Origin of the sequence: Nocardioides sp., from assembly GCF_004803405.1 — a bacterium.
GTDB classification, from domain to species: Bacteria; Actinomycetota; Actinomycetes; order Propionibacteriales; family Nocardioidaceae; genus Nocardioides; species Nocardioides vastitatis.
Genome location: NZ_SSXI01000068.1, coordinates 1 through 26,416, shown reverse-complemented (window position 1 = coordinate 26,416; position 26,416 = coordinate 1). Strand labels below are relative to the sequence as shown.

Below are 26,416 nucleotides of genomic sequence, written 5' to 3'. Positions count from 1 at the left end.
CTGGCTGCGGCCGATCATCGAGCTCGGGCTCCTGCCCGACCCGCGCGGCCGGCCGAGCATGGCCGACGTCGTGGCCTATCTCCGCGCCCGGATTCCGGAGCCCGGTCACGAGCCGGCCGCGAAGCGCGCCTCCGGCGTGGCCCTGGCGATCATCGGGGCGGGGGTGGTCGCGCTCCTGGCCGTTCTCGGCACCACCCTCCTCCTCGCCGGCGACCAGGACGACGACCGGGCGACCGACGGCCGCAGCGACGCGACCTCCCCCGCACCGCGCGTCGGCGCGACCAGCGCGCCCGAGCTGCCGCCTCCGAGTGCGACGCCGGTGGCCCCCACGGCCCTGCAGCTGGAGCAGTTCGCGCGGACCTACGTCCGGACCGCGAGCACGGACCCACAGCGGGGGTACGCGCGACTGACCCGTGCCTACCAGCAGGCCAGCCCCCGCTACCACGAGGTGTGGTCGGCGATCGAGGCCCCGGAGATCCTCGACCTCTCGGCGGACCCGGACGCCCTGACCGTCCGCTACACCTACCGCTACACCCTGCCGGACGGCGAGCAGCGGACCGAGGAGGTCACCCTCCGCCTGGTGCAGCGCGCCGGACGGCTGCTCATCGCGGGGGGCTCGGCGCGCCGGCTCTGACCGCAGCGTCGACCCGGTCGGGCGGACCCGCCACGAAGAGGTACTCCACGTTGCGCAGGCGCCCGACCTCGCCGACCCGTTCGCCGGCCCGGTTGTGGATGCCGATCTGCGCGCCGACGTACCGCTTGCGGTCGAAGGCGAGCAGCGCGACCTCGGCGTGGCCGGCGTCGCGCAGTGACGCGGTCATCTGCTCCGGGCTGATCCACGACTCGTCGTTGTAGGACACGACGACCATCTCCGCGCGGACCCGGCCGAGCAGGCTCGCCAGAGCGGGCGGCATGGTGCGACGGCTGTTGAAGACGCTGCGCCGCTCGCGGACGTCGACCCGCTTGCACGCGACGCCGTAGTGCTCGGGTGCGTCCCAGCGGACGAGGGTCTCCCAGATGTGGTAGTTCGCGAAGTAGCGGTGCTGGTTGTACGGCGGGTCGACGTAGGCGAGATCGACGGGCGCGAGCTGGTCGACGGTCTCCATCACGTCCCCGCTCACCGTGCTGCCCGGCCCGGCGATCAGGTCCGGGCGGCGCAGGTCGAGGCTGCCGTGCGAGCGCGGCGCCCACTGCTTGAGGTAGGCCATCTGCACGCCGGTGGTGGAGTCGACCCGGTCGGCGGCGAGCATCAGGCTGGTCAGCAGCAGCGGGCGCAGCGGGCTCCCGGGCGGGTGGTCCCGCTCGATGGCGTCGCGCACGGCGTCGACGCGCATGCCGTTGCGGGGCTGGAAGAACCGGGCCCGCTCGCAGAAGGTCTCCGTGAAGTAGCCCCGCTCCCCCGGCAGCTCCGCCAGTCGGGCCAGCTCGGCATCGAGTGCGGGGAGATCGACGCCGTCGGCGTCGGTGGCGATGAAGCAGTCGCTCAGCACCGCGGAGTACGACGCCAGGTCGGCCGCCGTCACCACCATCCCGCGGCGCTTCAGCTCCTGCGCCACGCGCGTCGTGCCCGTGAACAGGTCCACCGCCGTCCTGGCCCCGGTCGCGACCGCGAGGTCCCCCAGCACGGGCACCAGGGTCCGCTTCGAGCCGAGGTACTTGATCACAGCGAGCAGCCTAGGGGCGCGGGTGCCGTTTCCAGGCTGGGACGCCGGGTACCGCCCGGCCATGGGGAGCATCCGCATCGGCACGTCCGGGTGGTCCTACGCCGGATGGCGCGGTGACTTCTATCCCAAGGGGCTCACGCAGAAGACGGAGCTGGCCTACCTCGCCGAGCGGATGCAGTCGCTGGAGATCAACGGCTCCTTCTACTCGTTGCAGCGCCCGTCGTCGTACGCCGCGTGGCGGGAGGCGACGCCGGAAGGCTTCGTGTTCGCTGTGAAGGGCGGGCGGTTCATCACGCACCTGAAGAAGCTGCGGGACGTCGAGGCGCCGCTGGCGAACTTCTTCGCCTCCGGCGTGCTGGCACTCGGGCCCAAGCTCGGCCCGGTGCTGTGGCAGCTGCCCGAGGTCCTGCGGTACGACGCCGGGCTGATGGAGCGGTTCTATGAGCTCCTGCCCCGGACGACCGCGGAGGCCTCGGTGCTGGCGGAGCGGCACGACGACCGGCTCCAGGGCGATCGGGTGCTGACGGCCTACGACGAGGACCGGCCGATCCGCCACGTGCTCGAGTTCCGGCACCGCAGCTTCTGCTCGGACGAGGCGTTCGACCAGATGCGCACGCACGACATCGGGTGCGTCATCGCCGACACCGCGGGACGCTGGCCGGAGGCGGAGGCGGTCACCAGCGACGTCGTCTACGTGCGTCTGCACGGGGACACCGAGCTGTACAAGAGCGGCTACACCCCCGCGGCGCTGGACCGCTGGGCGGCGAGGTGTCGGGCGTGGGCGGAGCACGCGGACGTGTACGTGTACTTCGACAACGACGCGCTGGGGCACGCGCCACACGACGCGCAAGGCCTGATCGAACGGGTGCGACCGCGGTAGCCGGGTACCGCCACGACCATGTCGATGTACGTACTGGCGTTCTTCATCGTGCAACTGCTGGTCGGCGCCTACATGTTCACGTTCGTGCTCGGTGCGGGGCAGCTGAACAGCAACGCGCGCGCCACCCGGATCCCGGACCCGATCGCGGTGGCGCACCCGCTCGCCGCCGGAGGAACCTTCCTGCTCTGGGTGATCTACCTCGTGACCGAGGAGGGAGCGTTCGCCTGGGCCACGTTCGGCGCGCTGCTGCTGACCGCCAGCGGCGGTGCGGTGATGTCGCTGAAGACCCTCCGCGGCGGCCCGGCCGTCGATCGCCCGGCCCAGGACCCTGCGGACGTGAGGGTGGCGGAGAAGCAGATTCCCAAGGCGGCGATCGTGCTGCACGGCCTGACGTTCCTCGCGCTCCTGTCCGGCACGCTGCTCGTGGCGCTGGGAGTCGGCACCTGACATCCTCGGACGCATGACCGAGGCTCCCGCACCGCTCCTGCCGCTCGACGAGGACTGGGAGCGTGCTCTGTGCGTCGTCGCCCATCCCGACGACATGGAGTTCGGCGCGGCGGCAGCGGTCGCCCGCTGGACCGGACAGGGGAAGAGCGTCGCCTACTGCATGGTCACCAGCGGCGAGGCCGGCATCGATGGGCTCGACCCGGACGCGTGTCGTGAGGTGCGCGAAGCCGAGCAGGTCGAGTCGGCGCGGATCGTGGGTGTCGACACCGTCGAGTTCCTGCGGGAGCCCGACGGCATCGTCGAGTACGGCGTCCCGCTGCGCCGACTGCTCGCCCGGGTCGTCCGGAGGCACCGGCCCGACGTCGTGATCACAGGGAACTTCCGCGACACCTGGGGCGGTCGCAACCTCAACCAGGCCGACCACATCGCGGTCGGCCGTGCGGTAGTGGACGCGGTCCGCGATGCCGGCAACCGGTGGGTCTTCGCCGAACAGCTCTCCGACGGCCTTGAGCCGTGGGGCGGCGTGAAGGAGGTGTGGGCGTTCGGCTCACCCGACGCGACGCACGCCGTCGAGACGACCGACACCTTCGACGCGGGCGTCGCCTCCCTCACGGCGCACGCGGCCTACATCGAGGGCCTCGGCTGGGAGAACTGGGACCCACGGGAGTTCCTCGAGGGGATGGCTCGAGCGAGCGGGTCGCGGTTGGGGGTCACCTTCGCTGCACCGTTCGAGGTGTTCCCGATGGGCTGGGGCGACTGAGGGCCTGCGCCTGACAGGACCCGCGGATGGCTCAGGCGTCTCCCGCGCAGCTCAGCCGGCCAACCCGTTGAGCTTTCGGATCTGCTTGTCGAAGGCCCGGGCGGGCACGATCCTGCGCAGGGCGCTGACGCGTCCGGCAGTGGAGCCGGCGGTGTACCGCAGCCTGGGCTTCGGGTCGGTCGCGGCCGCGACGATCACCCCGGCGACGGTGGCCGGGTCGTCGCCGCCCTGGATGGCACTGGCCATCACGCGGTCGAACACCTGCCGTTGTTCCGCATAGATGGGCAGCGGTGTCTCGGGCTGCATGAGGTTCGCATCGAAGGCGGTCCTGGTGTAGGCGGGCTGGACAAGCAGTACCCGGACACCGTGCTCACGGACCTCATGGTCCAGCGACTCGGAGTAGCCCTCGACCGCGTGCTTGGTCGCGGCGTAGACGGCCATGTACGGCGCGGGGACGAAGCCGAGCACGGAGGAGATGTTGATGATGCGTCCGTTGTTCCGGGCGCGCATGTGTGGCAGGACAGCCTTGGTCATCCGCATGAGGCCGAAGACGTTGATGTCGAAGACGCCCTGGTCCTGGGCGACCGAGCGCTCCTCGGCGGCGCCCGCCGAGCCGATACCGGCGTTGTTGACCAGAACGTCGATCCGTCCGAACCGGTCCATCACCCGTGCGACCGCGGTGGCCACCGACTCGTCGCTGGCGACGTCGAGGTCGAGGAAGTTCACCCCCTCGCGCTGACTGGCTCCCGACGTGTTTCGGCTGGTGCCGACAACCTCGAAACCCGCCCCAACGAGCCCCAGGGCCGCTGCCTTCCCGATCCCTGAGGATGCACCGGTCACGAGTGCTACTGGCTGAGTTGTTGTCATCTGACTTCCCCACCTGATTGGATTACGATCATCATATTACGGTCATCAGACAATAACTATGATGGAGCCGGGAGGCAAACAGCCGGTCCAGCGAGTGGAGGAACCCTGTGGCGCGGTACGGCAAACAGCACAAGCACGAGACCAGGCGGCGGATCATCGAGACCGCAGGACGCAGGTTCAAACAGGACGGCATCGACGGCTCCGGAATCGCCACGCTGATGAAGGACGCGGGGTTGACCAACGGCGCCTTCTACGCCCATTTCCAGTCCAAGGAGGACCTTGTCGCCACCGCGGTCGCCGACCAGCTGCGCGAACAGCGCGAGCGGTTCAACGCGCAACCACCGAGTGGCAGGGTCGAGCGGTTCGTGCGGACCTACCTCTCGGCTGTGCACCGTGACAACCCCGACCACGGCTGCCCCTCCGCCGCGCTGCTCGACGAGATCGGGCGCGGCAGCGACGCCACCAGGCAGGCCTACACCGAGGGCCTGCTGCCCATCATCGACGACATCGCCGCCCACCTGGCGCCGGAGGACCCGCGGTCGGCCCGCAGCAAGACGCTCAGCCTCTTCGCCATGATGGTCGGCACGCTGCAACTCTCCCGAGCCATCGCCGACCGAGAGCTCGCCGATGAGATCCTCCAGCACGGCATCCAGGACGCACTCGCGATCCTGGGCACCGAGCATCAGTGACGCGTCGTCCGGACGCCAGCGAACCTGGAGACCCTGCCATGCGACGAGCCTCACCGGGGCCACCGAAGAGGACGACTCGGAGGCCGGTCGCCTGGCAAACTGCCAGGCCGTCAGTGGAGCGGCCGGTTCGAATCAACGTGGATAGTCTCCCCGCATGGGTGTCGGTGCGGGTGAGTGGGCAGACATTCCCGAGGCTGTCGTGACCGAGCTGCGCCGCACTGCAGCCGAACTGTTGGGAAACGTGTCGTCGTACGCCGATGACATGCTCGACTACATCCTTGAACGCATCCCGGAGGCCGGTGCGGATGACGATCTCCGCGGTCTGACGCTCGGCTCGTGCTCGTCGAACCTCGAGGCAGTGCTGTCGATGGTCCGGCACGGAATCGATGTGAGCGCCGCGACGGCGCCGGTCACCGCACTCGAGCATGCGCGCGCAATGGCGGCCCGCGGCTACAACGTCGATGTGATGTTGCGCTTCTACCGGATCGGGCACGCCTACTTCACCGAGCGCATCCTGGCTGGGATCACCGATTTCGTGGCCGATCCGGCTCTCGCCCTTGCGGTGGTGGCTGACCTGCAGCGCTACGGCTTCCGGTATATCGACCGGATCTCCAGCGAGGTCGCTGCCGAGTATGTCGCTGAGCTCGACCGCATGCAGAACCGGGTGCGCGCGGCCCGGACCGACGCCGTCCGTGGGTTGATCGCCGGCGACAAGATCGACCTCGGGCGTGCCGAGCGCACGTTGGCTCACCGGCTGACCGGGTGGCAGACCGCGTTCGTGTGCTGGACCGATCGCGATGACGCCGACCTCGCGCGCGTTGGTGGAGTGGCCGGTGCTCACTTCGGTTCCCCTCATCCCCTGCTTGTCCCGGACGGCGCGCAGGCGCTGTGGGGCTGGGTCTCCACCACGCGCGCCCCCGATGTGGCGCCCGAGGACCTCGCGCCATTGGCCGACCAGATTCCGGAGACGGTCCGGATCTCCGTCGGTGCGCCGGCGCAGGGCCCCGGCGGCTTCCGCGACTCCCACGCCCAGGCGCAGCGCGGCCGTCGGATCATCGAGCTCTCCGGCCAGGGAGCTCCGGTGACGTCGTACGCCGAGGTTGCGCTGGTGGACGTGATGAGCGGCGACCTGGACCTCGCTCGCGCCTTCGTCGCGACCGAGCTCGGTGCGCTGGCGGTCGATGGACGCCGCGAGGAAGAGGAACGACGGGCCCTGCTGGCCGTGCTCGATGCACAGGGAGGCCTGGCCGCCGCAGCCGACGAGCTGGGGGTACACCGGAACACGGTGCTCCAGCGCATGCGCCGGGCAGAGGAACGTCGGGGGCGTCCCGCCACGAACCGTGTTGCCGATCTCCATGCGGCGCTGCGGCTGGTCCAGGTGCTCGGCCCCGTGGTGCTCACCTCGGACCCAGGCCGACCCTGATTGGGATGTGCTGCGCGCACACCGACATGGGCTGCGCACCGCTGGTAAGCGCAGCGTGCGGTTCGTACGTTGCGGCGCATGTCAGCAAGCACCGAGCAACCCGCCCCCGCAGCCGCGCGTCACGCGTTTCCTGATCCGGGTGAGAAGGTTCCGACGATCTCGTGGCCCATTGTCGGCATCTTCTCCGGTGCCCTCGCCGCCTTCGCGTTCTCCACATGGGCGGCGCTGGCCGACCGGCTTCCTGCACCGGCAACGATCCTGCTCAGCGCGGCCGCGATCTTCGTACTCTTCACGGTGCTGCACGACGCCGCGCACTACTCGATCAGCACCCATCGGTGGGTCAACCTGGCCTTCGGCCGGGTCGCGATGCTCTTCGTCTCCCCGCTGATCTCGTTCAAGTCGTTCGCCTTCATCCACATCGAGCACCACCGCAACACGAACGACGACGAGAACGACCCCGACCACTTCGTCAGCGGCGCCCCCTGGTGGCAGCTTCCCGTCCGGTTCCCGCTGATGGACGTGCCGTACCTGTCGTTCCTGGTGCGCAACGTCCGGCGCCGCCCGCGCGCCGAGGTGGTGGAGACCTCGCTCCTGCTGGTGACGAGTGTCGCCGTGATCCTCGCGTGTGCGTTCACGGGTCACCTGTGGACACTGGCGCTGCTGTACCTGATCCCCGAGCGGGTCGCGATGTTCGTGCTGGCCTGGTGGTTCGACTGGCTGCCGCACCACGACCTCGAGGACACGCAGCAGGAGAACCGCTACCGCGCCACCCGCAACCGCGTCGGGGCCGAGTGGATCCTCACGCCGCTGCTTCTCTCGCAGAACTACCACCTCGTGCACCACCTGCATCCTTCGATCCCCTTCTACCGCTACGTCGCGGCTTGGCGTCGCAACGAGGAGGCCTACCTCGAGCGTGATGCGGCGATCGGCACGGTCTTCGGCCAGCAACTGGACATCGATGAGTACCGCGAGTGGAAGCGGCTGAACGGCAAGCTGGCCCGCCTCCTCCCGGTGCGGATGCCGCAGCGGTCCTCGGTCCGTGCGGCGGAGTTCCACCAGATCCCGGTCGCTGCCGTCGACCGGCTCACCGATGACAGCGTGCGGATCCGCTTCGACCTCCCGGACCACCTTCGCGACAAGTTCTCCTTCGAACCCGGGCAGCACATCACGGTCCGAACCGACCTCGGCGGAGAAGGCGTACGCCGCAACTACTCTCTCTGCTCCTCCGCCACCTCCAACGATTTGGAGATCGCCGTGAAGCACATTCCCGACGGCGCCTTCTCCACCTTCGCGCTGGAGCAGTTGCGCGCCGGCGACACACTCGAGCTGATGACCCCGACCGGCTCGTTCGGCACACCGCTCGACCCACTTGCGAGGAAGAACTACGTGGCGATCGCCGCCGGCAGCGGCATCACCCCGATCCTCTCGATCCTGCAGACGACGCTCGCCGTGGAGACCGAGAGTCGCTTCACTCTGGTCTACGGCAACCGGGACGCGGACAGCACGATGTTCCGCGACGACCTAGACGACCTCGAGGCGCGCTACGCCGACCGGCTCCGGATCATCCACGTGCGCTCCCGAGATCCCCAACACCCGGCACATCTCCGCGGTCGCATCGACCCACCGAAGCTCGGACAGTGGCTCGACTCCGACCTGCACACGGCTGCAGTGGACGACTGGTTCCTGTGCGGACCGGTCGAGATGGTGACGCACCTGCGCGACGTGCTCCTCGACCAAGGAGTGGAGCCGGACCACGTCCACGTGGAGCTCTTCCACGGCTACCAGAAGCCCAGCGTCGCCGACGGCTTCAACCCGGCGGCGGTCGCGGTCACTCTGCGCGGCCGTCAGCACAAGTTCTCACTGGCAGCCGGCGACACTGTCCTCGAGTCCGCGCTGAAGGCCGGACTCGACGCGCCCTACGCCTGCCTCGGCGGAGCATGCGGCACCTGCAGGGCGAAGGTGCTGCTGGGGTCGGTCGCCATGGAACAGAACTTCGCCCTATCACCGGCAGTCGTGGAGGACGGCTACGTGCTCACCTGCCAGAGCCACCCCACCAGCGACGAGGTTCGCCTTGACTACGACGCCTGAGCCGCCCGGCAGGGGTGACTGGTCGCGTGGGGACCGCCGCGCCCATGCCTGGCACGAACCGAGAAGCGTTCACCTCTGGTCGATCTGGAACGTGTCACCGGTGCTCGTGTTGGTGCAGGTGCCGTCGGCCCTCAGGTCCTGCGCGATGACACCGATGCTGTTGCCGCAAACCTGCGCGGCAAGGTGGAGCGCCACCGGAACGGCAACGTTCACATCCTCGAGAATCTCGTTGCCGTCAACGACAACCGTGATGTTCACAAGACCCCCGGTGATCGCGGGGCGGACTGCGCCGCGAAGCGACCAGTCCTGCGCCAAGGCACTGGCGGCGACACGTTCTGTCCACCATCGCCGCGGTGGTCGGGCCCGCGGAGCACGCCGTGGACCGTCTCGCCGTCGCTGATCGCTGCCAGCACTGACTGCAGAGTGCCGGGAGCTGACGATTGGTCATTTCACCGGTGCGTGAGCAAGTCCGCGCCTACGCTTGACCGAAGACGCCGCGTTGGGGATGTCGGGGGGTGGCTCGAGGGAGACCATCCACCTGCACGGTTCGTCGTTCCCACCGGAGGTCGAGCGTGTTCAGGTCGTGGCGCCGCTCTCCTGTGGCGTTCACCGCCGCGGGATGGCTCGTGGGGCTGGCCACCACTGCATTGATTGTCGGGACGCCGTATCTGGTCTTCGGCTTCTACAACCCGTCGCTGCATCTCGTGTTGGACTCGGTCGACGGCTGTGTGGCCCTCCTTGCGGCGTACCTCCTCTACGGACGCTATCGCCGGACCCGGGGTCTTCGAGAGCTGCTCCTCGCCGAAGGACTGTTCCTCCTCGCCGTCGCAGGATTGGGCCTGCCCCTGTTGCTCGGTCTGTTTCAGAGCCTCCGCCCCGAGACCTTGGAGGTGTGGTTGCCGCTGACGGTGCGCTTCGTCGGAGCTGTGCTGATCGCCGTCGCGGCTCTCGCCGGTCCGGCTCGGGTTCGACGACCCGAGCGGCAACGCTGGATCGCATTGACACCGTGGGCTCTCCTCGCGCTGGCGGCTGTTGTCCTGTGGCTGCAGGGCGACAGTCTTCCGGTGGCGGTGGATGCCACTCCGCCCGCATCGGCGCAGCGCCCCGTCATCACCGGTCATCCGGTGCTGCTGGCGGCCCAGGGGTTCACCGCGTTGAGTTTCATGGTCGCCTCGGTGGGTTTCACGGCGCAGGCCGCACGTCGACGCGATGAGCTGCTGCTTTGGATCGGTCCCGCCTGTGGGCTGGCCGCGTTCGCGCGGATCAACTACCTGCTGTTCCCGTCGATCTACACCGGCTGGCTCTACACCGGCGACCTGCTCCGTACTGGCTTCTACCTCGTGCTCCTCGTCGGGGCGGCGCGCGAGATCAGCGCGTACTGGTCCTCGCAGGCCCGCGCCGCGGTCCTGGAGGACCGCCGTCGGCTTGCCCGGGAGCTGCACGACGGTGTGGTCCAAGAGATCAGCTTCATCCGGGCGGAGGCACATGATGTCCTTGCGCGACCGGAGATCTCCGAGCGGATCATCAGCGCCTGCGACCGGGCGCTCGACGAGGCTCGAGCAGCGATCGAAGCGCTCGGCCGGACTCCGGACGAGCCGCTGGGCTACGTCCTCCACCGGGCGGCGGGAGAGATCACGGACCGGTTCCGCGGGCATCTGGAAGTTGACCTGGATGACACGGTGACCGCGGATAACGATCAGCGGCACGCGCTGGTGCGCATCACGCGTGAGGCGGTCTCGAACGCGCTTCGGCACGGCTGCGCCGATCGGGTCCTGATCCGGCTGGAACGTGACCCGACCGGTCGGCGTCTCGTTGTGGAGGACGACGGAGGCGGGTTCGACCTCGAGGCGGTGTCGACGGGGAACAACGGATACGGGTTGACCAGCATGCGGGAACGAGCGCAGGCACTACCTGGGAAGTTCTCCATCGCGTCGACGCCCGGCCATGGCACGACGGTGGGGGTGTCCTGGTGACGGACCCGCGCATCAGGGTGGTGATGGCTGACGACCACGCGCCCATGCGCGCACGAATCCGGCAGGCCCTGGAGTCCGGTGGCTGCGAGGTGCTCGGTGAGGCCGCCGACGCGGCGACCGCGGTTCGGCTGACCCTCGAGCACCGACCCGACGTGGCGCTGCTCGACATCCACATGCCGGGCAGCGGAATTCGGGCCGCCCACGACATCGGCCGGGTCGTGCCGGACACGGCGATCGTGATGCTCACCCAGTCCAGTGACGATGAGGACCTGTTCGACTCGCTGCGCGCCGGTGCCTCGGGCTACCTCCTCAAGGACACCGACCCCGCTCGGCTCGCCGACGCCCTGCGCGGGGTGCTCACCGGTGAGGCAGCGATGTCGCCACGACTGGTCGGTCGGATCATGGACGAGTTCCGCGCCCCCGCCAAGCGGCGGTTCCTGCGCACCTCTCCTGCCACGGGGAGGCTCAGCGCACGCGAGTGGGAGGTGATGGAGCTGCTGGCCGAGGGTTTGTCCACGCAGCAGGTGGCCGCCCGCCTGTTTCTCTCCCCAACCACGGTGCGCGTCCACGTCTCCACCGTCCTGAAGAAGCTACGGGTCACGGACCGGCAGAGCGCCTTGAAGATCCTGCGTGGCGAGTAGGGTCTCGTCCCGCCTCGAAGAGCAGCCCGCTGAGCGCTCCGACCAAGGTGGCGACGTCCTCGAGGGTGTACTCGAGGGTGTACTCGTCCGTCCCCAGCAAGACGAAGGGCCCGTCCTGGGCCCCCGTCACGGGGTTGATGGTCATGCACAGCCGGACCATGGTGTTATGCACGAACGTCGAGTCGCTGAGGTGGACCTGGTCCTCCTCCCCGGCGTACCTCCCATGCGGCACGACACACCAAGCGGGACTGTGTCGTGCAGGTGCGGCGGCTGCGGGAGTCATAGTCGTTCCTCGTCGCTTCTCAGATCGAGGCAGCCCGGCTGGCCCCCATGCGGGAGCCGGGTGGCCCCACACCGAGGAGCGGTGTGGGGCCATCCTGTGCGATGACGTTCAACAAACTTCCGTCAGGTCACTTGAGCAGGAAGTTGGCGGTCAGCGACGACCCGTCCTGGGTGGTCATGGTCACGGCGTAGCACGCACCGGCCCTCTTCGGGGTCTGCCAGTTCTGGATGAACTGGCCGGCCGTCGAGTCGTAGCGAAGACTGGTGCCGCCGGTGGTGACGAACTCGACGTCATCGGTGGGCGCTGAGGCACCCGGGCAGGCCACGCCCTTGACGGTGAACCCGGTGATCGCGGTGGTGCTGGTCAACTCGCTGGCCGCGAAGACCTCGAACTTCAGCGGGACGGTGGCCCCGCCCTTGACGGTGTTCCACACCCCACCCGTGTTGACCGGCGAGTAGAACCCCCGGAGGTCCCACGGGAGAACGCTGTAGGACGACGTCGCGCTGTTCTCGTTACCCGCCAGGTCGGTCGCGGTAGCGGTGTAGGAGTGGGTGCCCACGGCCGTTCCGCCACCACTCACCACGCAGCTTCCGTCCAGCCCCGACAGCGCGTCGGAGGCGATGCAGGTCGGTGCGGCCGGGGCGCTGCCGTAGTAGTAGCTACCACCAGCGGCGGGGCCACCGGACAGCGCCACGCTGGGCGCGGTCGTGTCGATGTTGATGCCCGACGCCGTGTCGGTGGCGGTGTTGCCCGCCCAGTCGGTCGCGGTGCCGGTGACCGACTGGTTGGCACCCTCGGAGAGAACCTTGGACGTACCGCTCTCCCCGTCGGCCAGGCAGCTCGCAATGCCGGATCCGGAGTCGGAGCAGTCGAAGGTCACGGTGACACCCTGCTTGTACCAGCCATTGGCGTTCGGGCCGCCGCTCGGGCTCAGCGAGTGGCTGATCGTCGGCGCGCCGGTGTCGACGATCGTGTAGACCGCGGTGGCGGTGTCGGCGTGGAGACCACCGGCGTCGGTGTAGTCACAGGTTGCGGTCTGCTGGCCGAGACCGTGTGACAGCGTCCCGCTGATCACGGCGGCGGTCGTGCCGTTGCCGTCCTCGGTGTCGGTGACCTGGCAGGCCGCCGACGGGACGGCCCCGATCTCGTAGGTCGCGCCGTCCAGCACGCCGGTGACCGCGACGGTCGGCTTCGTGTTGCTGGGCACGGGCTGCGTGACCGTGATCGGGATCGAGACCTCGTTCTTGTAGCTGCCGTTCCCCGCCGGTCCGGAAAGGATCGCGACGGTGACCGTCCCGCTCTCCGCGGTGCTGCTCGCGGTGAAGCTGACTGGGAACTCGGTGCCACACCCGGTGATCTCCAGGGGATCGGGGTTCGCAGTGACTCCGGCAGGCGTGACGATGTCCAGTCTCAGCGGCGCCTCGCCTGGGTCGATGTTGCAGTTAGGGTCGACATCACCCCCAGAGCTGTTGCCGATGAGCCGGATAGCCGCGTTGCCGGCCGTGGGCGACCCTGCAACCAGAGTCACCCCCGCGCCCACGTCGGCGATCGTGTCCTGGATGTTGTCGGCGTGGGCGATCCCCATGCCCCCCGCCAATGCGACGGAGACTCCCGCCGCGATCGCTGTGATACGCAAAGTTCTCATGTCGAAGACTCTTCCTAGGGTCGAGAAGGTACGAAGCCGGCCCCCGAGTGCCCCTCACGCTAGGTTCGGCAGCCGGAAGCGGAGGGGTTTCGCCGTTCAAGTCGCTAAGCGCATCCCCAGCCACGCTCAGCAGCGCGTTCAAGTCCCTAAACACCTCGCCCCTGGCTAGGGATCCGCGCACCAGGACGCAGCCCGGATCGTGACTTGCCGAGCCGTATGCGCCGTCTGCGACGCCGCTGACCGCGAACGCCGGCACGCTCGGCTACCGCGGGCATCCGATCTCGAAGTCCTGCCGATCGACTTCGGGGGTGGCCACCGACCTGCGGTTCCACCTGCGTGGGGCGGGTGGGGCTCGAACCCACGACCCAAGGATTATGAGTCCTCTGCTCTGACCGACTGAGCTACCGCCCCTTAGGACAAACCCTAGTGGGCGACGACGCTCGCCACGGGCGGCGCCTCGGTCAGCGAGCCCAGCCACCGGGCGGGGGCAGAGCCGTACCCGGAGCGTTCCGCAGGTGACATGGTCGCCACGCAGCGACGCCAGGACTCGACCCGCGCCAGTCGCGCGAGCTGGAGTGCAGCCGGCAGTGCGGCCCGGAGTGCGCTCGACGGGACGAGGTCGCTCCAGACCTCCAGCGCGGCATCGGCGATCCGCCACAGCCTCGGATCGTCCGGTCCCGCGCCGATCTCGCGCCTGACGGCGTCGAGCGGGACCAGGAGGTTGCCCAGTGGGTCACCGACCACCGCGTCGCCGAAGTCGAAGAAACGCAGCGTCGAGTCGTTGGCGACGACGTTGCTCGTGTGCAGGTCGTTGTGCAGCAGTGTCAGCGGGAGCCCGAGCTCCTCGACCTCGTCGGCCCAGCGCCCGATCGTCGGCAGCAGCGCCTGCAGCCGTGCGGCGAGGTGCGCGTCCAGGCGCCGCGGGTCGCCCTCGGCGAGGGCTGACAGCCGGCCGACCGCGTCGGCGACGTACGTCGTCGCGTCGCCGGGAGCGAGGACGGTGAGCCCGACCCGGCTCACGGCCTCCGTCGAGAGGCGCTGCAGCCAGGCCCCGGCCGCGGCGATCCGGCACCACAGGTCGACGTCGTCGACCCGGCCGACGTCCTGCAACGTCGGTCCGAGGTCCTCGGTCAGCAGCAGGTCGCGGGCCGCGTCCGCCGCGAGCACGGGTACGACGAAGCCCGGCGCCACGCCCGCCAGCTCAGAGAGCAGGCGAGCCTCGTGGGCCTGGCCGGGGCAGTTCTGCTTCGCGTAGGCGACCCGGCCACCGGCCTGCACCCGCCAGACCGCCGACCAGGGCCGGAGCCGGACGGGCTCGACCGACGTCGGCTCACCGAGTGCGTCGGTGACGAAGGCGCGCAGCTCGGCGAGGAACTCCTCGGTGGTCCACACCGCGCTGCTCCACAGGGTCATTCGGGCAGCGTGACCCACTTCGGACGCCCACGCCACCGGGTTTCAGCGAGGGGGCAGGGTGATCCGGATCAGGGTGTCACCGGGCGTGCTGGCCAGGGACACGGCTCCCCCGTGCGCGGCGACGATCGCCTGCACCAGCGCCAGACCGAGGCCGACGCCGTCCGAGCGGTGCCGCGCCGCATCGCCCCGGGTGAACCGTTCGAAGGCGGTGTCGACGAGGTCGGGCGGGAACCCGGGACCGTCGTCGTGCACGTCGAAGCCGTCGCGACGCACAGTGACGGTCACGGTGGTCCTCGCGGGGGTGTACTTGCGCGCGTTGGTCAGCAGGTTGGTGACCACCTGGTGCAGCCGGCGCTCGTCGCCGGTCACCTCGACCGGCTCGCCGTCGTCGGGCAGCGCGATCTGCCAGCGGTGATCGGGAGCGACCACCCGTGCGTCGTCGACCGCCTCCAGCAGCAGCCGGGTCAGGTCCACCGCCTCCGAGGCCAGCGGACGGCCCGCGTCGAGGCGCGCCAGCAGCAGCAGGTCCTCGACCAGGGCGGTCATCCGCGCCGACTCCTCCTCCACCTTGGCGAGAGCGACCGCCGCGGTCTCGGCGTCGCCACGGCGGCGGGCCAGCTCGGTGTAGCCCGCGATCGTCGTCAGCGGCGTGCGGAGCTCGTGCGAGGCGTCCGCCACGAACTGCCGCACCTGCTGCTCACTGCGATGTCGCGCGGACAGCGAGGACTCCACGTGCTCGAGCAGCCGGTTGAGGGCGGCACCGACCTGTCCCGCCTCTGTGCGCGGGTCGGTCAGGCGGTCGGGCACCCGCTCGGTGATCCCGATGTCGCCCGAGTCGAGCGGCATCTCCGTCACCGCGTGCGCGGTGCCGGCCACCTCGGTGAGCGGACGAAGCTGCCGGCGAACGACGACCGTGCCGGTCAGCGCCGCGGCCAGGATGCCGAGCAGGGCAAGCAGGATCTCCCACCGGACGAGCGACATGGTGGCCGCGTCGACGTCGTTGGTCGGCAGGCCCACGACGGTGGTCTCGCCGCTGTCGAGCTGCTGGGCGCGAACGCGATACGTGCCGTGGCCTGGGACCTGGAGCGTGTGCACCTCGCCGTCGGCCTTGACCTGCTCGACGACATCCATGGATGCCGGCTCCAGCGCGACATCGTCCGGCGGGCCGTGGCCGCTGTCGACCCTCACGAATCCCGACCCTGAGGAGTCGACGTAGTAGGCGCAGATGGCACCGACCTCGAGACCCCGCAGGTCGCCGTACCTGCGGCTGATGTCGCCGACACCGTCCGGCTGGCCGGCGGGGACCCCGATCCCTGAAGGGCGGTCACCGGGGCCATCGCCGTAGGTCACCCTCCTGAGCGAGTCGGTCACGTCCTGGTCGAGCCGGTCCATGAGCCAGGACCGCATCGCCAGGGTGGTCGCCGCACCCACCAGCAGCGATACGACGGCCACCAGTGCGACGGCCGTGACCACCAGCCGTGAGGCGAGCGAGCGCGGGACCGGGACGCGCATTACGTCGCCGGCTTCAGGACGTAGCCCGCGCCCCGCATCGTGTGGATCATGGGCTCGCGACCGGCGTCGACCTTCTTGCGCAGGTAGGAGATGTAGAGCTCCACGACGTTGGCCTGCCCGCCGAAGTCGTAGTTCCACACGCGGTCGAGGATCTGCGCCTTGCTGAGCACCCGTCGAGGGTTCCGCATCAGGTAGCGCAGCAGCTCGAACTCGGTCGCGGTGAGGGCGATCTCCGCACCACCGCGGGTCACCTCGTGGCTGTCCTCGTCGAGCACGAGATCCCCCACGGCCAGGATGGAACGGTCCTTCTCCTGTGCGACCCCGGCGCGCCGGACGAGTGCGCGGAGTCGCGCGACGAGCTCCTCCAGGGAGAAGGGCTTGGTCACGTAGTCGTCGCCGCCGGCGGTCAGCCCGGCGACCCGGTCCTCCACTGCGTCGCGCGCGGTCAGGAACAGCACCGGCACGTTGCGGCCGTCGGCGCGGATCCGGCGCAGCACCTCCATCCCGTCGAAGTCCGGCAGCATCAGATCAAGGACGACGACGTCCGGGTCGATCCCCCGCACGCCGGCGACGGCCTCCCCGCCCGTGTGGGCAGTCTCGACCGCCCATCCCTCGTAGCGCAGCGCCATCGCGACGAGCTCGGCGATGTTGACCTCGTCGTCGACGACGAGTGCACGCAGCGGACTGCCGTCGGCGCGGGTCACGGTCTCGGTCATGACACCAGACTGTGGCATCAACCTGTGCGATTCCTGTGAACCGATTGTGGGCATCGACAGGAACTGCACCGGAAGCTCTTCGGAGCGACACAGGCTGCACACAGGACCGCGACCGATGGTTGCGGCATGAACGAGAACGACGACGTCAACCAGAACCAGTCACAGCCGTCCGCCGGCCAGCCCGCCGACCAGCCCGCCGCCGAGTCCGCGCCTGCGCAGAGCGTCGAGCAGTCGCCTCCGCCGCCGCCCGCGACCCCGCCGCCCGGATCGGTCGAGCCGAAGCAGCGCTGGGGCGACCGGGTGTTCCGATTGCGCTCGATGATCGCCGTCGGCCTGGCGGGACTGGTCCTGGGCGCCGGTGCCGCGACCACCACCGCACTCGTGGTGGACGAGAACCACGACGGCTACCACCAGCGGATGGAGCCGCCGGGTGATCGGGGAGGCTTCGGACCGGGCGGGGACACTTCACGCAACGGCTGAGACCGGCCCCGGTTCGCGGCGAGTGCTCGACGGCTGTCCTCGGTCGGCCCGCGGATCAGTCGTGCCACCCGTAGGCGCCGAGGATCTCCTCCCAGTACGCGACGGTGTTGGCCTCGTTCTGGCCGGCGTCGGCGGCCAGCCGGCCCGGCAGCGAGGGCACGCAGGACGCCGCCCTGCAGCTCCTCACCCGCGTCCAGAGGCGGTCGAGCGCGGCCCGCACGGCGGCGTACTCCGCCGAGGCGTAGACGTTCTGGTCCTGGCGGGGGTCCGCGACCAGGTCGTAGAGCTCGCCCGTCCCGTCGCGGTAGCGCGTGTAGGAGTACTGGCTCACCCTGATCCCGATGGTGCTCCGTCGGTCCCGGAAAGCGGGGTCGTCCCCGCCGTCGGAGGTGTGCAGCGCCTCGGTGACGATCGGTGTGGTCCAGCCCCGGTCACCCGTCACCAGCGAGTCGAGGCGGCTCACACCGTCGCCGGGGTACGGCGTGTCGGCGTCGGCCAGGTCGAGGATCGTGGCAGCGAGGTCGACGGTCGAGACCGGGTCATAGCGCTTCTGCTCCTCACGCAGGCCGGGGCCCGTGATGAGCAGCGGGACGCGGAGCGAGGGCTCGTACGCCCGGACCTTGGTCATGGTGAGCCCGTGCTCACCGATGATCATCCCGTTGTCGGAGGTGAACGCGAAGACGGTCTCGTCCCACTCCCCCGACCGCTTGAGCTCCTTGACGAGCCGGGCGATGTGGAGGTCCATCACGTGGATCGACTCGGCCCGCTGTCGGGTCGCGTCGCGGAGTGCGATGAGAGCGTCCTCGGCGAGCGCGCGGGCACGGCGCTGCACCGACGGCGGCTTGTCGGTGACGTCGTACTCGACCATCTCCCCGGTCCGCGCCACGCCCGACGGCCGGTCGATGAGGTCGTCGTACCGGCCCTTGACCCAGTCCGGCCGAGCGGGAGTCGGCACGCGGACCGGCGTGCCGTCCGCGTGGGTGATGCCGTCAGGGTCGTCCGGCTCGCCCGGCTCGCCGTGATGGGGGGCGACGTAGTTGACGTACATGAAGAAGGGGTCGGCGGTGCCGGCGAAGCTCCGCGCCATGTCGACGGAGAAGTCGCCGATCACTGCGCTCTGGTAGACGCCGGCGTAGCGGTTGTCGATGACGCCGTTCACGTTGAACGGCGTGTCGAAGTAGTCGTAGGTCTGGCCGTGGAAGCCGGCCCCGCCTGGGTTCTCGACTGCTCCGCGCCAGTCCGTCCAGCCGTTCGGGACGTAGGAGTGTGACGGCTCCCCGGTCACCTTGGACCGGTCCAGGCCGTAGCGGTTCAGGTACTTGCCGATGAAGCCGGTCCGGTAGCCGGCGTTCTGGAGAGACGTCGCAAGGGTCCGCGAGTCGTCGAAGGACCCGTATCCGAAGGGCGGGTCGTGCCAGAGCACCTTGTGGTTGTGGGCGTACTGCCCGGTGAGGAAGGACGCGCGCGCCGGACAGCAGAGGGGGTACGGAGAGAAGGAGTTCTCGAACGTCACACCCTGCTCGGCGACGAGGCTGCGGAGGTTCGGCGCGAAGGCCAGGTCGTCGACCCGCATGTCGTCTGCCATGACCACGACGACGTTGGGCCTCGCCGGCAGCTCGACGGCCTTCGACGGTTCGACCGGCTCGGGCGCTGGCGGCACCGTGGTCGTCGGCGCGCTCTGGGCGAGGTCGGTGCGCGCGTCGCTGCCACCCGAGGTCGAGCCGAGCAGCAGGGCCAGCACCATGGCCAGGATCAGGCCGACGCCGAGGACGACCAGCGATCCCCTCACGACAGAGATGCGCATAGCTCACCTCCCCGGAACGGCACCGCGTCACCCTACGGTCCAGAAGACGCCCGCGGGGCCAATTTGGTTGCCTCGACCGCACGCGCGAGGCCGGTTGGGGGAACGGACTAAGGGTAGGCTAGCCTACGGTCGCCACTGGAGAACGGCCCTTGATCGTGGGGCGTCCGAGCATCAGGAGTCCCATGCACATCATGCGCACGCGCGCGCTCGCGGGCGCCATCGTTGTCCTCGCAATCCTCGCGACGCCGGGATGCGGTGCGTCCGAGGTCGTCGAACCCGAAGGCACCGCTGCCGGAGGCGAAGGGCGTACCAGGTATCCGCTGACGCTCGCGAACTGCGGCCAGGAGGTCACGGTGGAGGCCCCGCCACGGCGCATCGTGTCGCTGGACCAGAACTCGACTGAGATCCTGCTCTCGCTCGGCCTCGAGGACCACATGGTAGGGACGGCGTCATGGACCGATCCCGTCCTCGAGCCACTCGCGGGTGCCAACGAGTCGGTGCCGCGGCTCGCGGACAACGCCCCGACCTACGAGGTCCTCCTCGGTGCGGACCCGGACTTCGTCACGGCGTCCTTCGGGCGGCACTTCACCGACAGTGGCGTCGTCACCCGGCAGCGGCTCGACGAGACACACATCGGCTCGTACCTGTCGCCGACCGACTGCGACAACGGGCGGAGCGTGAACGGCGGTGGCACCCGCACGCACGCGCTCACGGTCGACGCTCTTTACCAGGAGGTTCGAGAGCTGGCGGAGATCTTCGACGTCCAGAGCCGCGGTGAGTCCCTCATCGCTTCGCTGCAGAAGCGGGCCGCAGCGGCGACCGAAGGAGTCGACTTCCACGGACGCACCGTGATGTTCTGGTTCGCCGACACGAGGACGCCGTACATCGCCGGCGGACTCGGCGCTCCGTCCCTCCTCGCCAGGACGACAGGGATGGACAACGTCTTCGCCGGCACGGCGGACGACTGGCCCGCGGTGGGCTGGGAGACAGTGGTCGACGCCGATCCCGACATCCTCGTGCTCGGTGACCTGCAGCGCGACCGGTTCCCCGGCGACCGCCTCGACGAGAAGATCGCCTTCCTCAGAGAGGACCCGATGGCGCGAACACTCGACGCTGTCGAGAATGAGCGCTTCATCGCGCTGCACGGCGCAGAGATGAATCCGTCCATCCGTTTCGTCGATGGGCTGGAGAAGATCCGGGCCTGGTGGGACGTGCACGAGGACGAGCTCTGAGCGCCATCGCCTCCACGGCTCCCGCAGGGAGCTGGTCGCGGTCTCCGGGGACGCTGGCCGCTCTGCTCGGCCTCACGGCAGTCGCGGCTCTCGTGCTGTCGGTCGGCGTCGCCGTGACGCTCGGACCTGCTGATGTCTCGCTGGTGAACGTCCGCGACATCCTCCTCAACCACCTGCGCCTCGCCGACATCCCCGTTCGCGCCGCGGAGGACGCGATCGTGTGGGAGGAGCGGCTCCCGCGGGCGCTCGTCGCGGCGGCCTGTGGTGCGGGGCTGGGACTGTGCGGGGCGATCCTCCAGTCGCTCCTCCGCAATCCGCTTGCCGACCCCTTCGTGCTCGGCGTGTCGTCGGGAGCCTCGACCGGCGCCGTCCTGATCGGCGTCCTGGGACTCGGAGGCGAGGCGCTGGGGGTGTCGGGAGGCGCATTCCTGGGCGCTCTCGCAGCCTTCGCTCTCGTGCTCCTCCTCGCGCGCTTCTCGACGGGCGGGACGTCGAGCGTGATCCTCGCGGGTGTCGCCAGCACGCAGTTCTTCTCCGCGCTCACCTCGCTCGTCGTGTTCGCCTTCGCCGACTCCGACGANCATGCGCTGGGACGACGTCGGCCTGCTGGCCGCGGTCGTCGTGGCCGGTGCTGTCATCTGCCTCGGATCAGCGCATTCGCTCGACGCGTTCGCGTTCGGCGAGGACGTCGCTGCGTCGCTCGGGATTCATGTCGCGCGCACCCGCGTCCTGCTCCTCGTCCTCACCGCGCTCCTGACGGCGACTCTCGTGAGCGTCGCCGGCGCCATCGGCTTCGTCGGACTCGTCCTGCCGCACGGCGCGCGGCTGCTGGTCGGGCAACGGCACTCCCGGGTCATCCCGGCCACGGCCGTGCTCGGCGCGATCTTCATGGTGTGGGTGGACGCGGCCTCCCGTGTCGTGTTCGCGCCGACGCCGTTGCCGGTCGGGGTGGGGACGGCCCTCGTCGGCGTCCCGATCTTCATGCTGCTCCTCGTTCGACAGAGGGGGCGCGCGTGACGCTCCGCGCAGATCGGGTCTCCTGGCGACGCGGCGGCGCGCTCGTCGTCGACGGCGTGACCATCCAGCCCGTGCCCGGGTCTACGGTGGCTCTGCTCGGACCGAACGGCTCCGGCAAGTCCAGCCTGCTGCGGCTGCTGCAGGGAGTCGCGAGACCCGATGCCGGCACCGTGACGTTGGACGGCGCCGACATCGCCGCGATGCGCCGGCGAGACATCGCACGTGCCGTCGCGACGGTCACCCAGCACGCCGAGACGGACGCCGACCTCATCGTCCGAGATGTCGTCCGTCTCGGCCGCACACCGCACCGCTCCGTCTTCGGAGGCGACACCGCGGAGGACGAGCGTGCGATCGAGAGGGCGCTCGCCCACGTCGGCCTGGCTGAGAAGGCGAGACACCGCTGGCACACGCTGTCGGGCGGAGAGCGCCAGCGTGCCCACATCGCCCGCGCCCTCGCCCAGGAGCCCCGCGAACTGCTCCTCGACGAGCCGACCAATCACCTCGACATCCGCCACCAGCTCGAGCTGCTCGCGCTGGTCGCCGAACTGCCCGTGACAGCAGTGATCGCCCTCCACGACCTCAACCTGGCCGCGATGTTCTGTGACTTCGTGCTGGTCCTGCGCAGCGGCCGTGTCGTCGCGGGCGGCACCCGGCCGAAGTGCTGACCCCAACCCTGATCGCCGACGTGTACGGCGTGCGCGCCGACGTCCGCCACGACCGCGACGGCGGCCGGATCAGTGTGTCCTTCCAGCCCGGAGCACCGATCAGCGCGGCCTCGCGGCGTAGCGCAGCGATGTCCTTGGCCGGTCGACCGTCGCTGCCGCTGGGCAGTCATTCGGCCGGCATCGGGGCCACGGCGCCGGTCTGCTCGACCGATCGATCGTAAGGCCGAAGAAAGCCGGCGCGGCCATCTGATCGGTGAGGTCGGACAGTGCGAGGCCGCGGCGCCAGACCTCGGAACAGTGCGGCCCGTCCGGATCGCATCCGTAGATCGTGATGCCTGCGCCCGCCGACCCCGTCGCGGACGCCAGGTCCGGGCCGTCCGCGGTCACTGCTGCGTCCGCGGGTCACGCGATGGGTCTGCGTACGTGACCGGGCAGCCCCGCTCGTCGGCTCCGGGTCGAAGCTCGAAGTGCCAGGGCTCGTTGTCGTAGACCCGGCACAGCTCGTATTGCGCGCCGTGCAGGGACAGCCACGCTGCGGCGTCGGCCCCTCCGATGTCGACGGCATCGCCCGAGACATGACGGGACAGCGCGGGCGTGGAGACCCAGCGCGCGGCTTCCTCGGCCGAGCCATACATCTCGACCGCCTCTTGCAACAGCTGCTCCTGGTACTCCGCGGACCGCCAGCCACTGTTGACCTGGAGCACGACGCCCTGGCCGGCCGCGTCCACGGAAGCTCGACGCAGAGCGTCGAGCAAGGTCGGGTCGAGGTTGGCGACAGCGGGGTACTCCTCGTCGAAGGCCGTCACCCCATCGGGGACGGCACCGTCCGCTGTGCTTCGCGACGCGCCGTGTCCGCCGAGGAGTGCGTCGAAGGGCGAGGGGGTCGAGAAGGACGCGAGCGACGGGAGCCCAATGGTCCCCACCAGCGCCGCGCCGACGACGACCAGGGCTGCGCGGACGGCCGGCCTGGTCCGGACCGCCGCCGTGCGCGCCGGCTTGCTGTGAGTCATGCCGGCCAGTCAAGGGACCACGGAGTTGCCAGCGCGTATTCAGTTTTCGATATGCCGGCGATATGCGCCGGCCCTAGCATCGAGAGCGCTATGCGCGTGCTGATCGTCGAGGACGAGCCCTACCTGGCCGATGCCATCCGCGATGGCCTGCGCCTCGAAGCGATCGCGGCCGACGTCGCCGGGGACGGAGACACCGCGTTGGAGCTGCTGAGCATCAATGCCTACGACATCGCCGTGCTGGACCGAGACATCCCCGGCCCCTCCGGCGACGAGGTGGCCGCACGCATCGTCGGATCCGGCAGCGGCATGCCGATCCTCATGCTCACGGCCGCCGACCGTCTCGACGACAAGGCGTCCGGCTTCCAGCTCGGAGCAGACGACTACCTCACGAAACCGTTCGAGCTCAGGGAACTCGTGCTCAGGCTTCGGGCCCTCGATCGTCGCCGCGCCCACAACCGGCCCCCGGTCCGAGAGTTCGCGGGGCTGCGGGTTGATCCGTTCCGCCGCGAGGTGTACCGCGAGGGGCGGTACGTGGCGCTCACCCGCAAGCAGTTCGCCGTGCTGGAGGTCCTGGTTGCAGCCGAGGGCGGTGTCGTGAGCGCCGAAGAGCTCCTGGAGCGGGCGTGGGACGAGAACGCAGACCCGTTCACCAACGCCGTGCGGATCACCGTCTCCGCACTGCGCAAGCGGCTCGGCGAACCTCGGGTCATCGCCACCGTGCCGGGAGTCGGCTACCGCATCGACACTGGCCCCGACGAGGCGCGCGAGGAGTCTGAGGGTGGATAGATCACCCGGCCTCAGCGTTCGCCTCAGGCTCGCCCTCAGCTACGCCGGTTTCCTCATGGTCGCCGGTGGCCTGCTGCTCGCGGTCGTATGGGTCTTCCTCCTGCGATACGTGCCCGACGACGTCGTGCAGGCTCCCCAGCGGGGCCGTCCCGGCCTCCACGGCCCGACCCGGTCAGACCTGCTGGCCGCCTTCGCCCCGAAGGCTGCCATCGCGCTGGGGTTCCTCCTGGTGTTCGGGCTGATCGGAGGCTGGATCCTCGCCGGCCGCATGCTCGCTCCACTCGCCCGCATCAGGGATGCCACCCGCCGGGCCGGCAGCGGCTCTTGGGGCCATCGGATCCACCTGGAGGGTCGAAGGGACGAGTTCCGCGAGCTCGCGGACTCCTTCGACACCATGCTCGGGCAGCTCGAGGACCACCTGGCCGAGCAGCGGCGGTTCGCCGCCAACGCCTCCCACGAGCTGCGCACCCCACTGGCGGTCACGCAGACCCTGCTCGAGGTGGCGCGCAACGATCCGGCCCGCGACAACGGCGAACTCGTCGAACGGCTCCACGCCGTCAACAGCAGGGCAATCGACCTCACCGAGGCACTGCTCGTGCTCAGCAAGGCAGATCAGCGGTCCTTCGCCCGCGAGCGCGTCGACCTGTCGCTGATCGCCGAGGAAGCAGCCGAGACGCTCCTCCCCCTGGCCGAGAAGCGGGGTCTCACCGTCGAGACCTCCGGCAGCGTCGGCTCGACCTTCGGCTCGTATGCGCTCTTGCTGCAGATGACGACGAACCTCCTGCACAACGCGATCGTCCACAACCTCCCCGCTCAGGGCGGCGTGCGACTCACGACCAGCACCCATCAGGACACCGTGGTGCTCACCGTCGAGAACACCGGGAGAGAGCTCACCCCGCACCTGGTGAGCACACTGGTCGAGCCGTTCCAGCGCGGCACCGGGCGGATCCGCACCGACCATGCCGGGGTCGGGCTCGGGCTGGCCATCGTCAGGAGCATCGCGGAAGCCCATGGAGGGAGCCTCACCCTGGATCCGCGCCCCGGCGGTGGGCTCCGAGTCACCGTGCGACTGCCGGCGCTGACTGCGGATGTCGAGCGATGACGTCAGGAGCATCGCGGCAGGGCCGTGACCGACAGGAAGGCCCTTGCCTGGACACCCCCCCAGGTCAGAGGCCTTCTCCTTGCTCCCCCGATTGGACTCGAACCAATAACCCTGCGATTAACAGTCGCATGCTCTGCCAATTGAGCTACGGGGGAATGCTGACCTGCCGGGCGCCGGGGCGCCGAGCAGCGGGGAAACCCTAGCAAGCGGGATCGCGGCGTCAGAAATCGAGACCCCGTCCGTCGCCGACATCGGCGCGGGCGGCGATCAGCGCCTCGGTCACGACCGCGTGGACCCGCGGGTCGGACGGGTCCAGCCCGTCGTCGTACTCGACGAACCAGGCGAGCTCGCCGCGCCGGCCCGGGGCCCAGCGCGCCAGCACCCGCACTCCCTTGCGGCCGTGGACGATGACGTGGCGCTGGACGGCGATGCTCGCGGTCACCCGTTCGCGCACCAGCTGCAGGAAGCGCCCGGCGTCCTCCAGGCGTACGACGTGGGTGGGGCTCGGCTCGCCGAACGGCCCGACCTCGACCACCCTCAGCACCGACTCGTCCTGGTCCCAGTCGGCGCTGGCCACCTGCTCCCACGGGATCCGCTGCGGCAGGTAGAGGGCGTCTCGGGTGCCGCCGACCATCGGCTCGGTCGCGTCGCGGTCGTACCCGCCGACGACCCTGGCCCACGCGAGCAGCCGCTCACCCGGTGCGACCGCGAGGGCAGGCCGCCGGGACGGGAGGGGCGGGAACCTCACAGCGCTCCGCTCACGATCTTCTCGCGCAACGTCCGCCGATGCTGCTCCAGCGCGGCGAGCTCCCCGAACATCTTGTTGTAGTCGGCCGCCTGCTCGACCGGGTTGGTCCGCTGCAGCCGAGACTTGAGCTCGGCGATCCGCCGGAGGGCGGTCAGCTCCTGGAGCCGGTGCACGTGATGGGCGACGTACCCGGCGTCGACCTCCCGCGACGCTGGGATCGGCTCGACCGCCAGCGCGCTGATCGCGGACGAGACCGCCGGGTCGGTGGCGGCGTCGCGCACCCGCGACACCCAGCCCGGGTCCGACTGGCCTGCGGCGGGACCACCAGCGGCCGCAATCAGCTCCCAGACGGCCCGGTAGGTCGGGTGGGAGAAGTCGTTGCCCCCGATGTCGCCGGTGGTGCGGCCGATCGCGATCGGGTGCTGCAGCACCAGCTTGAGCGTCTCCCGCTCGATCCCGAACCGCGGGTCGCGCAGGTCCGGCGCCGGCCTGCGGGGAGCCGGGACGTCCTGCCCCGCGGACTGTGCGCCCGTGGCCCGCTGCCCACCCGGGTGCTGCGCTGCGGCCGGCT

26 protein-coding genes, 2 tRNA genes and 2 pseudogenes are annotated in these 26,416 nt (G+C 69.9%); 17 read left to right on the top strand and 13 right to left on the bottom strand.

What is annotated here, in order from left to right; genetic code table 11:
* Positions 1-634 (top strand): hypothetical protein (locus tag E7Z54_RS22940; protein ID WP_240769523.1); only part of this gene is annotated, 634 nt, incomplete at its 5' end.
* On the opposite strand, the gene E7Z54_RS05025 is transcribed toward E7Z54_RS22940, so the two are convergent.
* Entirely contained in the window at positions 603-1,664 is a 1,062-nt protein-coding gene (locus tag E7Z54_RS05025) for a DNA adenine methylase (RefSeq protein WP_136431917.1), read from the bottom strand. The two genes, E7Z54_RS22940 and E7Z54_RS05025, sit on opposite strands and share 32 nt — an antisense overlap.
* Positions 1,665-1,725: 61 nt before the next feature.
* Between E7Z54_RS05025 and E7Z54_RS05020 the strand changes: the two genes are divergently transcribed.
* From E7Z54_RS05020 to E7Z54_RS05010, 3 genes are read left to right on the top strand one after another with little or no spacing between them, the layout of a single operon-like run.
* Entirely contained in the window at positions 1,726-2,544 is an 819-nt protein-coding gene (locus E7Z54_RS05020; RefSeq protein WP_136431916.1) for a DUF72 domain-containing protein, read from the top strand.
* Positions 2,545-2,562: 18 nt separating this feature from the next.
* Complete coding sequence (locus E7Z54_RS05015) at positions 2,563-2,991, top strand: hypothetical protein (protein WP_136431915.1); 429 nt, start codon at positions 2,563-2,565, stop codon at positions 2,989-2,991.
* Between the two features lie 13 nt (positions 2,992-3,004).
* Entirely contained in the window at positions 3,005-3,751 is a 747-nt protein-coding gene (locus E7Z54_RS05010) for a PIG-L deacetylase family protein (RefSeq protein ID WP_136431914.1), read from the top strand.
* Positions 3,752-3,802: 51 nt separating this feature from the next.
* On the opposite strand, the gene E7Z54_RS05005 is transcribed toward E7Z54_RS05010, so the two are convergent.
* A complete protein-coding gene (locus E7Z54_RS05005) occupies positions 3,803-4,618 on the bottom strand; it encodes an oxidoreductase (RefSeq protein WP_136431913.1) in 816 nt (271 codons plus the stop codon).
* 107 nt (positions 4,619-4,725) lie between these two features.
* Between E7Z54_RS05005 and E7Z54_RS05000 the strand changes: the two genes are divergently transcribed.
* The 3 genes from E7Z54_RS05000 to E7Z54_RS04990 all read left to right on the top strand — a co-directional run bounded on the left by E7Z54_RS05000 (position 4,726) and on the right by E7Z54_RS04990 (position 8,818).
* Positions 4,726-5,307, top strand: a complete 582-nt coding sequence (locus tag E7Z54_RS05000; RefSeq protein WP_136431912.1) for a TetR/AcrR family transcriptional regulator — start codon at positions 4,726-4,728, stop codon at positions 5,305-5,307.
* Between the two features lie 154 nt (positions 5,308-5,461).
* A complete protein-coding gene (locus E7Z54_RS04995) occupies positions 5,462-6,730 on the top strand; it encodes a PucR family transcriptional regulator (protein ID WP_136431911.1) in 1,269 nt (422 codons plus the stop codon).
* A 78-nt stretch (positions 6,731-6,808) separates the two neighbouring features.
* Positions 6,809-8,818: a fatty acid desaturase gene (locus E7Z54_RS04990; RefSeq protein ID WP_136431910.1), complete on the top strand. Its 2,010-nt coding sequence runs from the start codon at positions 6,809-6,811 to the stop codon at positions 8,816-8,818.
* Positions 8,819-8,887: 69 nt separating this feature from the next.
* On the opposite strand, the gene E7Z54_RS04985 is transcribed toward E7Z54_RS04990, so the two are convergent.
* Positions 8,888-9,133, bottom strand: a complete 246-nt coding sequence (locus E7Z54_RS04985; RefSeq protein WP_136431909.1) for a hypothetical protein — start codon at positions 9,131-9,133, stop codon at positions 8,888-8,890.
* A gap of 257 nt (positions 9,134-9,390) precedes the next feature.
* Here E7Z54_RS04985 and E7Z54_RS04980 point away from each other — a divergent pair, with 257 nt between their 5' ends.
* Positions 9,391-10,791: a sensor histidine kinase gene (locus E7Z54_RS04980; RefSeq protein WP_136431908.1), complete on the top strand. Its 1,401-nt coding sequence runs from the start codon at positions 9,391-9,393 to the stop codon at positions 10,789-10,791.
* A complete protein-coding gene (locus E7Z54_RS04975; RefSeq protein WP_206056017.1) occupies positions 10,788-11,432 on the top strand; it encodes a response regulator in 645 nt (214 codons plus the stop codon). Before E7Z54_RS04980 ends, E7Z54_RS04975 begins: the two co-directional genes overlap by 4 nt.
* A 410-nt stretch (positions 11,433-11,842) precedes the next feature.
* Here the strand turns inward: E7Z54_RS04975 and E7Z54_RS04970 are convergent, their stop codons facing one another.
* The 5 genes from E7Z54_RS04970 to E7Z54_RS04950 form a co-directional block, all read right to left on the bottom strand.
* Entirely contained in the window at positions 11,843-13,360 is a 1,518-nt protein-coding gene (locus E7Z54_RS04970; protein ID WP_136431906.1) for a PxKF domain-containing protein, read from the bottom strand.
* A gap of 337 nt (positions 13,361-13,697) precedes the next feature.
* Positions 13,698-13,771: transfer RNA gene (locus E7Z54_RS04965), tRNA-Ile, on the bottom strand.
* A 12-nt stretch (positions 13,772-13,783) separates the two neighbouring features.
* Complete coding sequence (locus E7Z54_RS04960) at positions 13,784-14,773, bottom strand: aminoglycoside phosphotransferase family protein (protein ID WP_136431905.1); 990 nt, start codon at positions 14,771-14,773, stop codon at positions 13,784-13,786.
* A gap of 42 nt (positions 14,774-14,815) precedes the next feature.
* A complete protein-coding gene (locus E7Z54_RS04955; RefSeq protein WP_240769522.1) occupies positions 14,816-16,285 on the bottom strand; it encodes a sensor histidine kinase in 1,470 nt (489 codons plus the stop codon).
* Positions 16,285-17,001, bottom strand: a complete 717-nt coding sequence (locus E7Z54_RS04950; RefSeq protein ID WP_136431904.1) for a response regulator transcription factor — start codon at positions 16,999-17,001, stop codon at positions 16,285-16,287. The genes E7Z54_RS04955 and E7Z54_RS04950 overlap by 1 nt, the downstream gene beginning before the upstream one ends.
* Before the next feature lie 126 nt (positions 17,002-17,127).
* Here E7Z54_RS04950 and E7Z54_RS04945 point away from each other — a divergent pair, with 126 nt between their 5' ends.
* Positions 17,128-17,481, top strand: a complete 354-nt coding sequence (locus E7Z54_RS04945; RefSeq protein ID WP_136431903.1) for a hypothetical protein — start codon at positions 17,128-17,130, stop codon at positions 17,479-17,481.
* A 55-nt stretch (positions 17,482-17,536) separates the two neighbouring features.
* On the opposite strand, the gene E7Z54_RS04940 is transcribed toward E7Z54_RS04945, so the two are convergent.
* Positions 17,537-19,285 carry a sulfatase family protein gene (locus E7Z54_RS04940; protein ID WP_136431902.1) on the bottom strand — a complete coding sequence of 583 codons (1,749 nt, stop codon included), beginning with the start codon at positions 19,283-19,285 and terminating at the stop codon, positions 17,537-17,539.
* A 191-nt stretch (positions 19,286-19,476) separates the two neighbouring features.
* Between E7Z54_RS04940 and E7Z54_RS04935 the strand changes: the two genes are divergently transcribed.
* The 5 genes and pseudogenes from E7Z54_RS04935 (at position 19,477) to E7Z54_RS23985 (ending at position 22,420) form a co-directional block, all read left to right on the top strand.
* The gene (locus E7Z54_RS04935) at positions 19,477-20,517 is read left to right on the top strand and encodes an ABC transporter substrate-binding protein (protein ID WP_136431918.1); all 1,041 of its coding nucleotides are present in this window, start codon (positions 19,477-19,479) and stop codon (positions 20,515-20,517) included.
* A pseudogene (locus E7Z54_RS24160) lies at positions 20,490-21,035 on the top strand (iron chelate uptake ABC transporter family permease subunit); the annotation flags it as partial. The gene E7Z54_RS04935 and the pseudogene E7Z54_RS24160, both read left to right, overlap by 28 nt.
* A gap of 64 nt (positions 21,036-21,099) precedes the next feature.
* Complete coding sequence (locus E7Z54_RS24155) at positions 21,100-21,534, top strand: FecCD family ABC transporter permease (RefSeq protein WP_276606202.1); 435 nt, start codon at positions 21,100-21,102, stop codon at positions 21,532-21,534.
* On the top strand, positions 21,531-22,199 hold the full coding sequence (locus E7Z54_RS04925; RefSeq protein WP_240769521.1) for an ABC transporter ATP-binding protein: 669 nt from the start codon (positions 21,531-21,533) through the stop codon (positions 22,197-22,199). The genes E7Z54_RS24155 and E7Z54_RS04925 overlap by 4 nt, the downstream gene beginning before the upstream one ends.
* A complete protein-coding gene (locus E7Z54_RS23985; RefSeq protein WP_240769520.1) occupies positions 22,193-22,420 on the top strand; it encodes a hypothetical protein in 228 nt (75 codons plus the stop codon). The genes E7Z54_RS04925 and E7Z54_RS23985 overlap by 7 nt, the downstream gene beginning before the upstream one ends.
* Before the next feature lie 162 nt (positions 22,421-22,582).
* Here E7Z54_RS23985 and E7Z54_RS04920 read toward each other — a convergent pair whose 3' ends face one another.
* Positions 22,583-23,209, bottom strand: coding sequence for a M15 family metallopeptidase (locus tag E7Z54_RS04920; RefSeq protein ID WP_136431901.1), 627 nt, complete (start codon positions 23,207-23,209; stop codon positions 22,583-22,585).
* A 90-nt stretch (positions 23,210-23,299) separates the two neighbouring features.
* Between E7Z54_RS04920 and E7Z54_RS04915 the strand changes: the two genes are divergently transcribed.
* Together E7Z54_RS04915 and E7Z54_RS04910 are read left to right on the top strand one after the other, a co-directional pair.
* Positions 23,300-23,995 carry a response regulator transcription factor gene (locus tag E7Z54_RS04915; protein WP_136431900.1) on the top strand — a complete coding sequence of 232 codons (696 nt, stop codon included), beginning with the start codon at positions 23,300-23,302 and terminating at the stop codon, positions 23,993-23,995.
* Entirely contained in the window at positions 23,988-25,097 is a 1,110-nt protein-coding gene (locus tag E7Z54_RS04910) for a sensor histidine kinase (RefSeq protein ID WP_136431899.1), read from the top strand. Before E7Z54_RS04915 ends, E7Z54_RS04910 begins: the two co-directional genes overlap by 8 nt.
* Before the next feature lie 82 nt (positions 25,098-25,179).
* Here E7Z54_RS04910 and E7Z54_RS04905 read toward each other — a convergent pair.
* The 3 genes and pseudogenes from E7Z54_RS04905 to E7Z54_RS04895 form a co-directional block, all read right to left on the bottom strand.
* A tRNA-Asn gene (locus E7Z54_RS04905) sits at positions 25,180-25,252 on the bottom strand.
* Between the two features lie 65 nt (positions 25,253-25,317).
* Positions 25,318-25,845, bottom strand: a complete 528-nt coding sequence (locus tag E7Z54_RS04900) for a hypothetical protein (RefSeq protein WP_136431898.1) — start codon at positions 25,843-25,845, stop codon at positions 25,318-25,320.
* A pseudogene (locus E7Z54_RS04895) lies at positions 25,842-26,416 on the bottom strand (DNA primase); the annotation flags it as partial. The pseudogene E7Z54_RS04895 and the gene E7Z54_RS04900, both read right to left, overlap by 4 nt.

Coding starts and splice junctions, on each gene's coding strand:
- E7Z54_RS05020 (WP_136431916.1), top strand. CDS start 1,726: ATGGGGAGCATCCGCATCGGCACGTCCGGGTGGTCCTACGCCGGATGG.
- E7Z54_RS05015 (WP_136431915.1), top strand. CDS start 2,563: ATGTCGATGTACGTACTGGCGTTCTTCATCGTGCAACTGCTGGTCGGC.
- E7Z54_RS05010 (WP_136431914.1), top strand. CDS start 3,005: ATGACCGAGGCTCCCGCACCGCTCCTGCCGCTCGACGAGGACTGGGAG.
- E7Z54_RS05005 (WP_136431913.1), bottom strand. CDS start 4,618: ATGACAACAACTCAGCCAGTAGCACTCGTGACCGGTGCATCCTCAGGG.
- E7Z54_RS04995 (WP_136431911.1), top strand. CDS start 5,462: ATGGGTGTCGGTGCGGGTGAGTGGGCAGACATTCCCGAGGCTGTCGTG.
- E7Z54_RS04990 (WP_136431910.1), top strand. CDS start 6,809: ATGTCAGCAAGCACCGAGCAACCCGCCCCCGCAGCCGCGCGTCACGCG.
- E7Z54_RS04970 (WP_136431906.1), bottom strand. CDS start 13,360: ATGAGAACTTTGCGTATCACAGCGATCGCGGCGGGAGTCTCCGTCGCA.
- E7Z54_RS04960 (WP_136431905.1), bottom strand. CDS start 14,773: ATGACCCTGTGGAGCAGCGCGGTGTGGACCACCGAGGAGTTCCTCGCC.
- E7Z54_RS04955 (WP_240769522.1), bottom strand. CDS start 16,285: ATGCGCGTCCCGGTCCCGCGCTCGCTCGCCTCACGGCTGGTGGTCACG.
- E7Z54_RS04950 (WP_136431904.1), bottom strand. CDS start 17,001: ATGACCGAGACCGTGACCCGCGCCGACGGCAGTCCGCTGCGTGCACTC.
- E7Z54_RS04945 (WP_136431903.1), top strand. CDS start 17,128: ATGAACGAGAACGACGACGTCAACCAGAACCAGTCACAGCCGTCCGCC.
- E7Z54_RS04940 (WP_136431902.1), bottom strand. CDS start 19,285: ATGCGCATCTCTGTCGTGAGGGGATCGCTGGTCGTCCTCGGCGTCGGC.
- E7Z54_RS04935 (WP_136431918.1), top strand. CDS start 19,477: ATGCGCACGCGCGCGCTCGCGGGCGCCATCGTTGTCCTCGCAATCCTC.
- E7Z54_RS24155 (WP_276606202.1), top strand. CDS start 21,100: ATGCGCTGGGACGACGTCGGCCTGCTGGCCGCGGTCGTCGTGGCCGGT.
- E7Z54_RS04920 (WP_136431901.1), bottom strand. CDS start 23,209: ATGACTCACAGCAAGCCGGCGCGCACGGCGGCGGTCCGGACCAGGCCG.
- E7Z54_RS04915 (WP_136431900.1), top strand. CDS start 23,300: ATGCGCGTGCTGATCGTCGAGGACGAGCCCTACCTGGCCGATGCCATC.